The following is a 12,799-nucleotide window of genomic DNA, read 5'->3' on the forward strand; positions in this document are numbered from 1 at the left end:
GCGCTACGCCTGCGCCAACTGCTTCTGCGCGTACCGCTGCGCCCATTCGGCACGCGGCCGGATCGAGGTGTCCACATCGGTGGCCGTCGCACGCAGCGCACCGACGCATCCCTGCTCGCGCGGGGTGTGAGCGAACGGATCCCAGCCGAAGAACCGGCAGGAGTTCTGCCAGGTGATCTTGTTGATGTCGGAGTCGTCGGCGCCGGCTGCCTCCAGTTCGGCGAGCACCTGCTCGGGAGCGTCCGGCCAGAAGCAGTCCGAGTGCGGGTAGTCGCACTCCCAGGCGATCGTGTCGATGCCGATCTCGTGGCGCAGCTTCAGCGACGTCTTGTCGGTGACGTAGCAGGCCAGCGAGTGCTCGCGGAACACCTCGGACGGCAGCTTGTCGCCGAAGTCGCGGCGCAGCCACTTCTGGTTGGTGTAGTGCCGGTCGCTGCGGTCCAGGTAGAACGGGATCCAGCCGATACCGCCCTCGGAGAACGCGAATTTCAGGTCCGGGTAGTTGCGCATCGCCGGGCCCCACAGCAGGTCCTGGGCACACATCGCCGAGACCTGGGTCGCCAGGATGATCATGTTGTCGATCGGGGCGTTGGGGGCCATGCTGATCGCCCCGAACCCGGTGCCGATGTGCAGACACATCACCACGTTGCACTCGGAGAGCGTGGTGAACACCGGCCCCCAGTACTCGTCATCGTGGTAACTGGGCAGCCCCTCCAGATGGGGCAGCTCGGGCATGGTGACCGCGCGGCAGCCCTTGGCCGCCACCCGGCGGATCTCGGCGCACATCGCTTCGGGGTTCCAGGTCGGCAGGATCGCGATCGGAATGAAGCGGCCCGGATAGGCGCCGGCCCACTCGTCGATGTGCCAGTCGTTGTAGGCCGACACCATCACCAAGGTGACATGTTCGCGGGTCATGTTGAGGTGCCGTGCCGAGAATCCGGTGAAGGTCGGGAAGCACATCGAGGCGAGGATGCCGTTGCGGCTCATGTCGCGGACCCGCTCGTGCACGTCGTAGACGCCGGGGCGCATCTCGGCGAAACCGGCGGGGTCGCGACCCCACTCCTCGGCCGGCCAGGACACCACCGCGTTGAGACCGCTGACGCCTTGCGGGCGGCCCTGATACATCCACTGGTCGACGCCCTTGTCATCCGTGACGACGATCGGAGCCTCCGCTTTGAACTTGGCCGGGACATGGTTGAGGAACATGTCGGGCGGCTCCACCACGTGGTCGTCGATGCTGACCAGGATCAAGTCGTCGATGTTCATGCCTTTACTAGTACCCTGAAAAACCGTGACCGTCTCCGCGCGATCGGCCATAGAGTTTGCAGAACCGGCCAATATCGATCTGCGTCGCGGCGGGCGCGCGCGGGCCGGCAGCTACCTCTACGAGGGACGGCAACTGGTCACCGGATGGCATTCCCACGACATGCACCAGATCGAGTACGCCGTCGGCGGCGTGGTCGAGGTCGAGACCGCCGCGGCGCACTACCTCTTGCCGCCGCAACAGGCGGCCTGGATCCCGGCCGGCCTGGAGCATCAGGCCACCATGCGCCCGGAAGTACGCACCGTGGCGGTGATGTTCGATCCCGAGTTGGTTCCGCTCGCCGGCGACCGGGCCCGCATCCTGACCGTCTCGCCGCTGATCCGGGAGATGATGCTGCACTCGCTGCGCTGGCCGATCGAGCGGGCCGACGGGGACACCGTCTCCGACGACTTCTTCCGCACCCTGGGGCACCTGGTTTCCGACGCCCTGGACCACGAGGCGCCACTGAGCCTGCCGATCTCCGATCATCCGATCGTCGGCGCGGCCATGGCCTACACCAAGGCCCACCTGGCATCGGTGACCGCGGCTGAGGTCGCCCACGCCGTCGCCGTGTCCGAGCGCACCCTGCGCCGTCAGTTCGAAGCGGTGATCGGCATGTCGTGGCGGACCTACCTGCTCAACGCCCGGATGCTGCAGGCGATGGCACTGCTGGCCGCCCCGGATCAAGGCGTGCAGCAGACCGCTACCGCCGTCGGGTTCGACAGCCTGTCCGCGTTCACTCGGGCGTTTACCCGATTCGCCGGCGAGGCTCCGTCGAGCTACCACCGCCGAATCATGACCACTACGACGTCTTAACCACCGGCGGCGAGTAATTCGGCTTGCCCAGACCCAACACGTATTGAGCGATCATGTTGCGGAACACCTCCAGGGTCCCGCCGTAGATGCCGACCAGCGGTGCGAACCGGAAGACGTAGTCCGACGCCCCACCGTCGATGGCACCGTCGGTGTCGATCGGCAGCGCCGATGCACTTCCGAGCAGGTCCATCAGGTCCGGCGAGACGTCGCGCATCGCCTGCGCCAGTGCCACCCGTCCGAAAATGGACGGCGCCGACAGCGACGCCTCCACCCGCGCCGCGGCGCGCCCGAGCCGGTAGGCCACCGAACGATCCGCGATGCTCCCCGACCGCCCGGCCACCTCGCCCGCCTTGTCGACGGCGACGGCCATGAAGTTGGCCTGGTGCATCATGATCGAGACGTCCTGCAATCCATCGGGATTGGCGTCCACCGCACCGTGTTCGACGTTGAGCGGCTCGCGCAGCACGGTCCACCCGCCGTTGACCTCACCGAGTCGGTATTTGTCGTCGACGCGGACGTCGCTGTAGTAGACGATGTTGGTACGGTCACCGTCGACGGTGCGCAGGCCCTGGATCTCGATCCCCGGAGTGTTCAACGGCACCAGGAACATGGTGAGGCTCTTGTGTTTCCGCGCATCCGGATCGGTGTTGGTGATCAGAAAGACGTACTGGCAGTTGTGGGCGCCGGTGGTAAACATCTTGGAGCCGTTAATGATCCAGTTGGCGCCGTCGCGCACCGCGCGGGTCTTGCAGGTTGCGACGTCGGAGCCGCCTTCGGGCTCGGTGTAGCCCAGGCAGAGCCGGATGTGGCCGCTGAAGACGCCGGGCAGAATCTCCTCGCACAACTCGGGCGAGCCGAAGGATGCGACGGAGCGGGCCACCATCGCCGTGGTTCCCCAGGTGACCCAGGGCACATGGGCGCGACGCTTCTCCAGTTCCCAGATACGTCGGCGCACGCGGGGGAAGCCGCCATCGGCCTCGGTTTTCCACTCCGATTCCAGGTAACCCGCGGCGCCCAGCGCCAGGTGGACGCCCTCGTCGAAGTTGTCCCCGGTCTCGCGGTCGCGGCGTTTCACGTCCTCGGTGACGTGGGCGGCCAGGAATGCTCGCACCTCGTCGCGAAAGGCCAGGTCGTCGTCGGTCAGTTGCGGCTGTGAGAAGTCCATGATGGTCGATGTCCTATCCGGCTGAGCGGGCAGTGGTTTCGCGGGCGGCTGTTTCACGAACGGCGACGAGCTCCCCTATGCGGCAGGCGGTGGCTCCGGGGTCGCCTCCGGCGAGGGGCCAGCCGCGGGCCCGGACCAGGTAGGCGGTGGCCGCGGCTTCGGCGGAAACGCCCAGACCGCCCTGGATGTGCACCGCCATGGTGGCGGCCTTGGCGGCCTCCTCTGCCATGAAGACGAAGGCCGAGGCCGCCAGCTCCGGACGCTCGCCGGGCTCGTTGTCCATGAACCATCCGGCGCGGTAGGCCAGATTGCGTCCGGAGGCGACCGTGATCGCCATATTCGCCAACGGATGCGAGATCGCCTGCAGGGTGCCGATCGGCACCCCGAGGGTGTAGCGGGTCTTGGCGAACTCCGCGGCGATGGTCATGGTCTGCTCCACCATCCCGACCAACGCGGAGGCGGTCAGCAGTCGCCATTCATCCAGTGCCTGCTGATATTCCGCCAGCGCCTCCGGTCCACTGGCCAGCACGGTCGCCGCGTCGGCGTCGGCCGGGTCGACCCAGGCCATCGGCAACCGACCGATGTTGTCGACCCGAACCGGCCGGGTACCGAAGGAAAGTCGCACCACCGCATCACCGTCACGGACGATGATCGTGTCGGCGATCGATCCGGTCGGCAGCAGTCGGCGTCCGGTGGTGGCCTCCTGGTGGGGGTCGAACGCAATCAGACGAGTCCCGCTCACGATGTCGGCGGAGTCGTCCGCCTCCGGCGGCAAGCCTCCAAGCCGTTGCAGTAGCCGTGCCGCACAGACCTGGTCGATCCAGGGAACCGGCGCCAGCGATCGACCGATCTCCTCGGCGACCAGCGCAAGGTCGACCAGGGTGGCGCCGTCGCCGCCGACCGATTCCGGCAATGCCATGGTCGTGGCACCCATCGCGCAGAGGCGCTCCCACAGGTTCTTGTCGAAGCCGGACTCCTCTGCGGTGCGCACCGTTTCGATCGGACAGTGCGTGGTGAAGAACTGCTTGTAGGCAGCCTGCAACGCGACGTGGTCCTCGGTCAGGCTGTAGTCCAGCCTGCGCAGTTCGAAGCGATCCATCTCAGCTCTCCTGTTCGGGTACGGTGCCGCGTTCGGCAAAGAAGAAGTCGGCGGCATTGCGGTAGAGGTAGTTGTCGAGCACGTCGGCAGGCAGGTCCAGAGCGCGCGCCTCGGGCACCACCCGGTCCATCCGCAGCACCGGCCAGTCCGAGGCGAAGATGACCTTGCCGGCACCCCGGGTGCGCATGAAGTGCAGCAGGGCTTCCGGCAGACGTTTCGGCGACCAGGCCGAGGTCATCAACCGCAGGTTGCGGTACTTGATCAGCATGCGGATCGCGACGTCCCACCATGGGTCGGCGCCGTGGATCATGCACAGCCGCAGTTCGGGAAATCGCACGCAGACCCGGTCCAGGTGGATCGGGTGCTGTACCTCGCCCGGGATCGGCGGCCCTGGAATGCCGGTGTTGACGCACAGCGGCAGATCCAGCTCGGCGCACTTGGCGTAGAGCGGGTAGTAAACGGCGTCACTGGGCGGATACTGGCCATCGCCCCAGAAGCTCGGTCCCACAACGGCGTAGACCACCGGGAGTTCATTGACGACAGCGCTCAGCTCCCGCAGCGCGGGCACCGGACGCAGCAGGTTCATTCCGCCCATCGCCAGCACGAAACGGTCCGGCCGGGCTTCGACGAACTTTCGGGCGGTCACCGAGGGTTTGACCAGGTTGTCCATCAAGACGGCCTTGGCCACGCCGTGGGCGTCCATCTCGTCGAGCAGCGCCGACATGTCGACCGGTGCGAACATCGACTCGGGTCCCTTGAAGTAGTCATCGCGCGTTCTGACCATCCAGGACGGCTGCTCATTCTCGCCGAAGTGCACGTTCACCAGACAATCGATGGCTCGTGACCGTTCGCCTGTGCCACTCATGCCGTAGTCACCTCACTCACCTGTCGTTTGGCCCAGCGATAGTCGGCCTTGCCATTGCCCAGTCGGCGCACCTGCGTCACCATGACGAACGCCTTGGGCACCTTGAAGCCCGCCAGCACCGATCGACAGTGTGCGTCCAACTGCTCGTCGATAACACCCGAATCCGGTTGCGGAACAACCAGCGCCACCAGTTCTTCACCCCAGCGCTCGCTCGGGCGGCCCACCACCAGCGCGTCGGCCACCGCCGGGTGAGCACGCAGCACGCCCTCGACCTCTTCGACGAACACCTTCTCCCCGCCGGTGTTGACCACCAGAGCGTCGCGCCCGAACAACCGCAGCGTGCCGTCCTTCTCGATGCCGGCGCGGTCGCCGGAGATCACCATCCGTTGACCGTCGATCTCGCCGAAGGTGCGCTGCGTCGCGTCCGCGTCGTCGAAGTATCCGAGCGGGATCCGGCCGGTCCGCACCACCCAACCCACTTCCGCTTCACCGGGTTCCAGGAACCGGGTGCGGTCCTGCGACACCACCGATCCCCCGGTCCGTAGATCGAACGTGTCACGCCGCGCGTCGCGCTGGCTGCGCCCGAAGCCCAGATTCCCGGTCTCCGAGGAGCCGTATCCGTTGATCAGGGTGATCTGCGGAAGCAGTTCCAGCAACGCGGCCTGATACTTCGGATTGGTTGCGGCACCGCCGGTTGCGATCGAGTGCAGGGATGTCAGGTCATAGGTCGCGTTGCGCAGTTCGGCGACCAGGGGCGCGGCGTAGGCGTCGCCCACCATGGTCATGAGCCCCACCTTTTCGCGCGCGGCGGTCTCCAGCACCGTACGGGGGTCGAACCTGGTGCGGCTGTCATTGAGGATCACGGTCTGGCCGGACAGGATCGCCGAGAACGCGGTCCACAGCCCGGCGGCGTGCATCAGCGGCGACAGCGCGAACCAGGGCGGACCGGCATGCTGCACCTTCTGGTGAATCTCCGCCACGCAGGCGTGATCGTCACCGACCATCGACGACACGTAGATGTCACTTTGTCGCCACAGCACGCCCTTCGGACGCCCGGTGGTTCCCCCGGTGCAAATTATCAGCAGATCGTCCGGCGACGGCGCCACCTGCTGATCGGTATCGCCCTGCGCCAGTGCGTCATCGAGCGATATCGCATCAAGCGAAAGGGCTTCGACGGCCCCATCGTCGATCCGGATCAGCAGCTCGGCGCCGGATTCGCGGAGGGAGTCGGCGAATTTCGCCTCGAGCGAGGCGTGGTAGATGACCGCGCGGGGCCGCAGATACTCCAGGAGCTCGTCGGCCTCAGCCGGGGTGTAGTAGTGGTTGACGTTGACCGGGACCGTGCGGGCCTTGAGACAGCCGATCACCATGTCGGGGTACAGGTCGTTGTGCATGAGCAGCGCGACCCGGTCCTGGCCGCACTCCCAGTTGCGCAGCTCCGCGCGCTCACGCCGGGCACCGAGTCCGCGGCCGGCCAGATAGTTGGCCAGCCTGCGGGTGCGCTGCGCGGATTGCGCGAACGTGCTGCGTCGCTTTCCGCAGATCGTCATCGCCCGGTCGGGTACGGCCTCGGCGATCGCGTCGAGGACCGCGCCGAGGGTCCATTCGCCCACCGTCAGGCCGAAGCTGCCAGGTGGGCGACGCCCGGTGCAGTACGGTTCGGATCACCCAGCAGGGTCAATGCGTTGTCCCTCATCACCATTCGGGTATCTTCCGCGCTGAACTCGGGGAACTGCGGTATGTCGGCGGTGAAGGTGGTCGGGTCGGCCAGGCCCTCGCCGTGCGGCCAGTCCGAACCGAACAGGATCTTGTCGACGCCGATGGTGTCGGCCAGCAGCTTCACGTCGTCCTCGTAGTAGGGGGCAATCCAGACGTTGTTGCGCAGCTGCTCGATCGGATCTTCCTTGTAGTGGTAGGGCGCATTGTTGGCCGACTTCTTCAACCGCTTGATCAGCCGGTAGACGAAGTACGAGCCGTTCTCGATGCTGACCACCTTGAGGTTGGGGTGACGGGTGAACACCTGGTGCACGATCATCGAGGCGATGGTGTCGTGGATCGCGCGATCGTCCATGATCACCATGTCCAGCGGGTCGCGCTTACCGAATCCCTTGAACACACCGCTACCGCCCCACAACGCCGGGATCGCCATGTAACCGGAGTCAGACAGGTGGAAGACGACAGCGACGCCCGCCTCGGCAAGGCGCGCCCACACCGGGTCGTGCACGGGGTCGCCGAGGGACCGGGCCCGAACCTCGCCAGGCACGGGCGCAGGGCGCACACACACCAGCTTGGCGCCGCGACTGATCACGAATTCGACTTCCTCGACAGCCTTTTCGGGGTCGGCCAGCGAGATGATCGGTGCGGATATCACGCGGCCGTCGGGACGGTCGAAGCCCCAGTCCTCGTCGAGCCACAGGTTGAACGCGTGCACCGACGCAACGGTGGCGGGGATGTCGTGCTTGAGTCCCTCCTCCACACCACAGGCGAAGGTCGGCAGCATGAACACCGTCTCCAGCCGCTGCCGGTCGAGCACCTGCACGCGGGCGTCGCGGTTCTGATATTCGGGATGCTCGGAGAGCCGGTCGAGCTTCATCAACAAGGCCGGCTCCACACCTTCGGGGATCTCGCCGCGGAACAGCAGATCCAGGCAGCCGGGTTCGATGATCGGATCGAAGTTCGGGTTCGGGATGAAGTGGTTGACGACCCCGCCGAACACCGCCAGGGTGCGGTTCCCATCCCGCACCATCTGGACACCGCGGCTGCGGAATTCCTTGGGCAGGTGTCGAGTGAAGGCGTCCAGCGGCTCGTAGTAGTGGTTGTCGACGTCGACGGCCAAGTACGGGAGCCGTTCAGGTGCGGCAGTCATGCGCTCAACCTTTCTTAAGACAGGGGCGGGAAGTTCGGTGGGCGTTTCTCGAAGAAGCTGGTGATACCTTCGATCAGGTCGGGCCGCGCCAGCGATTCGTACATCAGGGATTCGGCGCGCGCGCTCACCGCGGCGACGTCGTCGAGCGCATCGCGATAGACCTGGCCTTTGATCACCGCCAGCGATGCCGGTGAGCAGTTGGCGGCGATGTCCCGCGCGTAGTCCATGGCACGTTCCAGCAGCAGTTCGGGTGCCACGACGTGGTTGACCAGACCGAGCTCGCGGGCTTCCTCGGCCAGGAAGGTGCGCCCGGACAGCAGCAGGTCCATCGCCGCACCCCAGCCGGCCAGTCGCGGGAGAATCCACGTGATCCCGTGTTCGGCAATGAGCCCGCGCCGGGTGAACGCGGTGGCGAATTTGGCTCCGGCGGCAGCGAATCGGACGTCGCACATCAGTGCGTGGGTGAGGCCGATCCCGACGCAGGATCCGTTGACCGCGGCGATCACGGGTTTGCGCAGTTCGTTCAGAAAATGCGGGGGGCGGTCCCCGACCAACTGGGCCACGTCGGTCTCGGAGGTGTCGGCATCGGCATTCTCAAGGCTGGTGGCGGGACCCAGGTCGGCGCCGGCGCAAAACCCCCGGCCGCTGCCGGTCACCACGATCGCGCGGACCGCAGGATCCGCCTCGGCGTGATCGATCGAGGCGTAGAAGCCGGCCGCGATGTCGGGTCCCCAGGCGTTGAGCCGCTGCGGCCGGTTGAAGGTGATCACCCCGACACCGTCGCGTACGTCGTAGAGCACAGCAGTGCCCGTCGCCACCAGCGTGCCGTCGTCGGCAGCGGTCATCGACTCCGCACCTCCTCGCCTCGACCGTCGCGGCCGCCCGCAGGAATCCGACTGGAATAGTTCTTACTGTATACCTTTCGGTAGCGCATTCCGCAACCCGCGCCAATCCGGCCGAAAACGACTATAAGAGCAGTTCAGGGCCGATTCCAGGTCGGCCGATCAGGTGAAATCCGAGCCGCCGTCGACGTTGACGTTGGCGCCGGTCATGTAGGCGTTGCGACGCGAGGCCAGAAAGGCTGCGACGGCGCCCACTTCGTCCGGCAGGCCGGCCCGTGGCAACTGCGCCGGGTGGCCGAAATGCTCGGCGATGGCCTCCATCAGCCGGTACGGGTCGTCTCCGTCCACACCGACCGAGCGAGCCCAGCCGACCAGCGCCTCGGAGGCGACACTTCCGGGCGAGACCACGTTGACCAGAATCTCGTCGGGCGCCAGCAGCAGGGCCAGGTTCTTCGAGATGCTGTTCACCATCGCCTTCGCCGCGGTGTACGCGATCAGGACCGTGCTTTGGCGCTGCGTCGACTGCGCCGAGAAGTTGACGATTCGCGCCCACTGCGCCTTGCGCAGCAACGGCAACGCCGCCCGAACGGTGTGCACCATCCCCATCGCGCCGTGGTCGATCGCCCGGCGCCACTGCTCATCGGTGAGATCCTCGAACGTGCCCTGCACGTCGGGGCCGGCCGCGTTGATCAGGATGTTGAGTTCGCCGCCCCAGCGCCGCCCGAGTTCGTCGAAGACCTCCCGCACCCGCTCCTCGTCACAGGCATCGGCGACTATGCCGATCGCCTCCGGGCTACCGCGCCCCCTCAGGTCGTCACACGCGCGGTCCAGATCAGCAGCCGAGCGTGCCATGACCGCAATCCGAGCGCCGTCGTCGGCCAGACAACGAGCGGTGGCCAGTCCCATCCCCCGGCCACCACCGACGACGACGGCCCGCGCGTTGTGCAAACCCAGATCCACGGCCGCAGACCAGTGTTCAGGAGCCGGTCCAGTTCGGAGCGCGCTTCTCGGCGAACGCGATGGCACCCTCCTTGGCGTCATGGGAGGTGAACACCGGCGCGATCAGTTCGCCCTGCTTGCGCCAGATCTCATCCTGACTCCAGCCGGCCGACTTCACCATGATCTCCTTGGTCACCGCGACGGCCAGCGGGCCATTGGCGGTGATCCGCTCGGCCAGGGCGATGGCCCCGTCCAGCGCTCCGCCCGGCTCGGTCAGCACGTTGACGAAGCCCCACTGGTCGCCCTGTTCCGCGGTGAAACTCTCACCGGTCAAAGCCAATTCGAGCGCCTTCTGATACGGAATACGGTGCGGCAATCGCAACAGGCCACCGCCGGCGGCCACCAGCCCCCGCTTGACCTCCGGGATACCGAATTTCGCGTCCTTGGCGGCCACCACCAGGTCGGTGGCCAGCACCAGCTCGGTGCCGCCGGCCACCGCGTGCCCTTCGACCGCGGAGATGAGCGGCTTGCGCGGCGGGCGCTCGGTGAAGCCGAGCCCACGTCCCGGGACATACGCCAGCTCCCCGGCCGCGAACGCCTTGAGATCCATTCCCGCACAGAAATTGCCGCCGGCTCCGGTCAGCACCCCGACCGACAGTTCGGGAGTGTCGTCCAGTTCGTCGCACGCCGCGGCCAACCCCTCGGCGACCGCCTTGTTGGCCGCGTTGCGCGCTTCCGGCCGGTTGATCGTGATGACGAGAATCCGTCCGCGACGCTCGCGCAGTACCGCTTCTGACACGGCTCACCCTTCAGGCGTTGTGACAAGTTATATCAAAATGCTTACCATAGGCTTTACGGTAAGAGAAGCTCATTACCCCGCGCAGGCGAGCGGTACAGGTAGGTTTGACGGCTAGGTTAAACAGCGAAGAATCCGTCCGTGTTCGACCAGAACTGGAGGTACCCGCAGTGGCAAAGCAGCCAGTCGCCGAGAAACGGCAACGGCGCGAACGCGGATCGATCAACCCCGATGACATCATCGACGGCGCCTTCGAGCTCGCCGAACAAATCGGGGTCGACAACCTGAGCATGCCGTTGCTCGGTAAGCATCTCGGCGTCGGCGTGACGAGCATCTACTGGTACTTCCGCAAGAAGGATGACCTCCTCAATGCGATGACCACCCGGGCCCTGCGCCAGTACACCTTCGCCACCCCGTACGTGGAGGCCAAGGACTGGCGTCAGACGTTGAGCAATCACGCGCACAGCATGCGGTCGACGTTTCTGGGCAACCCGATCTTGTGCGATCTCATCCTGATTCGGGCCGCACTGAGTCCGCGGGCCGCACAGCTCGGCGTCCAGGAAGTGGAGCGGGCGATCGCCAGTCTGGTGGAGGCCGGCCTGTCGCCGCAGGACGCCTTCGACACCTATTCGACGGTCTCGGTGCACATCCGCGGGTCCGTGGTGCTGCAGCGCCTCTACGAGAAGAACCGGGCGTCGGACGCCGAGGGGCCGTCCGATTTCGAGGAGGCCCTGGTCATCGACCCGGCGGTGACCCCGCTGCTGGCAGAGACCACCCGGCAGGGCCATCGGATCGGTGCGGCCGACGATGCCAACTTCGACTACGGCCTCAACTGCATCCTCGATCACGCCGAGCGGCTGATCGAACAGAACGCCAAGCCGGCGCGGCGTCGTACCACGCCGTCGTCGGCCAAGCGCTAGATCACCTAGACCTCGATCACCACCGCGCCACCCTGGCCGCCACCGGCGCACATGGCGGCCACACCGATGCCCCCGCCACGTCGCTTCAGTTCGTAGAGCAGCGTGGTCACCATCCGGGCACCGGATGCGGCGATGGGGTGCCCGAGGCTGCAGCCGCTGCCGGAGAAGTTCACCAGCTCTTCGTCGATGCCGTATTCCTTGCACGCCGCGATCGGCACCGAGGCGAAAGCCTCGTTGATCTCCCACAGCGCGACGTCGCCGACGGACAGCCCGGCCCGTTGGAGCACCTTGCCGATGACCTGGACGCCGCCGAGCCCGGTGTCGCGGGGAGCGACACCGACCGAGCCCCAGGCCTTGACGGTGCCCATCACGGTCAGGCCGTTGTCGCGGGCGTAGTCGGACTCGACGACCGCAACCGCCGCCGCGGCGTCGTTGGTGCCGCTGCTGTTGCCGGCGGTGATCGAGAATCCGTCGATCTCGGGGTGCAGCACCTTCAGGCCCGCCAGCTTCTCCACGGTGGTTTCGCGGCGGGGGAACTCGTCGACCTTGAACTCGGTCACCGAGCCGTCGGGCAGTTCGACCTTCAGCGGGATGATCTCGTCGACGAACTTGCCGGCATCGATCGCAGCGATCGCCCGCTGATGCGAGCGCGCGGCCCACGCGTCCATCTCCTCGCGAGTGATGCCCGCCGCCTGCGCGGTGTTCCACCCCACCGTGATCGACATGTCGCGGGTGGGCGCATCCGGGGTCTCGGGGTGCGTCGGGGGCATCCAGCGCTCCTCGAACTTCAGCTCGGGGCCAGGGATGCGCCAGTTCGTCAGCGGCGTCATCGACAGCGACTGCACGCCGCCGGCGATCAGCACCCGCTCCATCCCGGAACCGATCTGCGCCGAGGCGTTGCCGATCGCGGTCAGGCTGCCGGCGCAATGCCGGTTGACCGACTGGCCGGGCACCGACTCCATGCCACACGCAGCAGCCGCGTAGCGAGCGAGATCGCCGCCACCGTAGTGCGATTCGGCGAAGATGATGTCGTCGATCTCCGCCGGCTCGATGCCGGCCCGGCGCACCACCTCGGGCAGCACCGTGGTGATCAGCGTCTCCGGGGGCGTGTTGACCAATGTTCCCTTGAACGAACGTCCGATGGCCGTGCGAACGGCGCCGACGATGACAGGTGTAGGCATTTTTCCG

Annotated in this window: 12 protein-coding genes; 2 read left to right on the forward strand and 10 right to left on the reverse strand. The window is 66.6% G+C overall.

The window, feature by feature from the left end; genetic code table 11:
• Nucleotides 1–3 precede the first annotated feature (3 nt).
• Nucleotides 4–1,266: an amidohydrolase family protein gene (locus ACKY0W_RS17880; RefSeq protein ID WP_409435159.1), complete on the reverse strand. Its 1,263-nt coding sequence runs from the start codon at nucleotides 1,264–1,266 to the stop codon at nucleotides 4–6.
• A 25-nt stretch (nucleotides 1,267–1,291) separates the two neighbouring features.
• On the opposite strand from ACKY0W_RS17880, the gene ACKY0W_RS17885 reads away from it, so the two are divergent.
• Nucleotides 1,292–2,119: an AraC family transcriptional regulator gene (locus tag ACKY0W_RS17885; RefSeq protein ID WP_409435160.1), complete on the forward strand. Its 828-nt coding sequence runs from the start codon at nucleotides 1,292–1,294 to the stop codon at nucleotides 2,117–2,119.
• Here ACKY0W_RS17885 and ACKY0W_RS17890 read toward each other — a convergent pair.
• The 8 genes from ACKY0W_RS17890 to ACKY0W_RS17925 form a co-directional block, all read right to left on the reverse strand.
• Entirely contained in the window at nucleotides 2,106–3,284 is a 1,179-nt protein-coding gene (locus tag ACKY0W_RS17890; RefSeq protein ID WP_409435161.1) for an acyl-CoA dehydrogenase family protein, read from the reverse strand. The two genes, ACKY0W_RS17885 and ACKY0W_RS17890, sit on opposite strands and share 14 nt — an antisense overlap.
• A gap of 13 nt (nucleotides 3,285–3,297) precedes the next feature.
• Nucleotides 3,298–4,383 (reverse strand): acyl-CoA dehydrogenase family protein, encoded by a 1,086-nt coding sequence (locus tag ACKY0W_RS17895; protein ID WP_409435162.1) that lies wholly within the window; start codon nucleotides 4,381–4,383, stop codon nucleotides 3,298–3,300.
• 1 nt (nucleotide 4,384) lies between these two features.
• Nucleotides 4,385–5,248, reverse strand: coding sequence for an amidohydrolase family protein (locus ACKY0W_RS17900; protein WP_409435163.1), 864 nt, complete (start codon nucleotides 5,246–5,248; stop codon nucleotides 4,385–4,387).
• Complete coding sequence (locus ACKY0W_RS17905) at nucleotides 5,245–6,861, reverse strand: acyl-CoA synthetase (protein WP_409435164.1); 1,617 nt, start codon at nucleotides 6,859–6,861, stop codon at nucleotides 5,245–5,247. Before ACKY0W_RS17905 ends, ACKY0W_RS17900 begins: the two co-directional genes overlap by 4 nt.
• A 2-nt stretch (nucleotides 6,862–6,863) precedes the next feature.
• On the reverse strand, nucleotides 6,864–8,114 hold the full coding sequence (locus ACKY0W_RS17910; protein ID WP_409435165.1) for an amidohydrolase family protein: 1,251 nt from the start codon (nucleotides 8,112–8,114) through the stop codon (nucleotides 6,864–6,866).
• Nucleotides 8,115–8,128: 14 nt separating this feature from the next.
• Nucleotides 8,129–8,959 (reverse strand): enoyl-CoA hydratase, encoded by an 831-nt coding sequence (locus ACKY0W_RS17915; protein WP_409435166.1) that lies wholly within the window; start codon nucleotides 8,957–8,959, stop codon nucleotides 8,129–8,131.
• Between the two features lie 159 nt (nucleotides 8,960–9,118).
• Nucleotides 9,119–9,916, reverse strand: a complete 798-nt coding sequence (locus ACKY0W_RS17920) for an SDR family NAD(P)-dependent oxidoreductase (RefSeq protein ID WP_409435167.1) — start codon at nucleotides 9,914–9,916, stop codon at nucleotides 9,119–9,121.
• Nucleotides 9,917–9,932: 16 nt separating this feature from the next.
• On the reverse strand, nucleotides 9,933–10,694 hold the full coding sequence (locus ACKY0W_RS17925) for a crotonase/enoyl-CoA hydratase family protein (protein WP_409435168.1): 762 nt from the start codon (nucleotides 10,692–10,694) through the stop codon (nucleotides 9,933–9,935).
• A gap of 167 nt (nucleotides 10,695–10,861) precedes the next feature.
• Between ACKY0W_RS17925 and ACKY0W_RS17930 the strand changes: the two genes are divergently transcribed.
• Entirely contained in the window at nucleotides 10,862–11,611 is a 750-nt protein-coding gene (locus ACKY0W_RS17930; RefSeq protein WP_409435169.1) for a TetR/AcrR family transcriptional regulator, read from the forward strand.
• A 5-nt stretch (nucleotides 11,612–11,616) separates the two neighbouring features.
• Here ACKY0W_RS17930 and ACKY0W_RS17935 read toward each other — a convergent pair whose 3' ends face one another.
• A complete protein-coding gene (locus ACKY0W_RS17935) occupies nucleotides 11,617–12,792 on the reverse strand; it encodes a thiolase family protein (protein WP_409435170.1) in 1,176 nt (391 codons plus the stop codon).
• Nucleotides 12,793–12,799 lie beyond the last annotated feature (7 nt).

It is taken from the genome of Mycobacterium sp. SMC-14, assembly GCF_046250075.1.
GTDB lineage: Bacteria > Actinomycetota > Actinomycetes > Mycobacteriales > Mycobacteriaceae > Mycobacterium.

Excerpts from the sequence above, each read along its gene's own strand:
- ACKY0W_RS17880 (WP_409435159.1), bottom strand. The coding sequence starts at position 1,266 with ATGAACATCGACGACTTGATCCTGGTCAGCATCGACGACCACGTGGTG.
- ACKY0W_RS17890 (WP_409435161.1), bottom strand. The coding sequence starts at position 3,284 with ATGGACTTCTCACAGCCGCAACTGACCGACGACGACCTGGCCTTTCGC.
- ACKY0W_RS17895 (WP_409435162.1), bottom strand. The coding sequence starts at position 4,383 with ATGGATCGCTTCGAACTGCGCAGGCTGGACTACAGCCTGACCGAGGAC.
- ACKY0W_RS17900 (WP_409435163.1), bottom strand. The coding sequence starts at position 5,248 with ATGAGTGGCACAGGCGAACGGTCACGAGCCATCGATTGTCTGGTGAAC.
- ACKY0W_RS17910 (WP_409435165.1), bottom strand. The coding sequence starts at position 8,114 with ATGACTGCCGCACCTGAACGGCTCCCGTACTTGGCCGTCGACGTCGAC.
- ACKY0W_RS17915 (WP_409435166.1), bottom strand. The coding sequence starts at position 8,959 with ATGACCGCTGCCGACGACGGCACGCTGGTGGCGACGGGCACTGCTGTG.
- ACKY0W_RS17935 (WP_409435170.1), bottom strand. The coding sequence starts at position 12,792 with ATGCCTACACCTGTCATCGTCGGCGCCGTTCGCACGGCCATCGGACGT.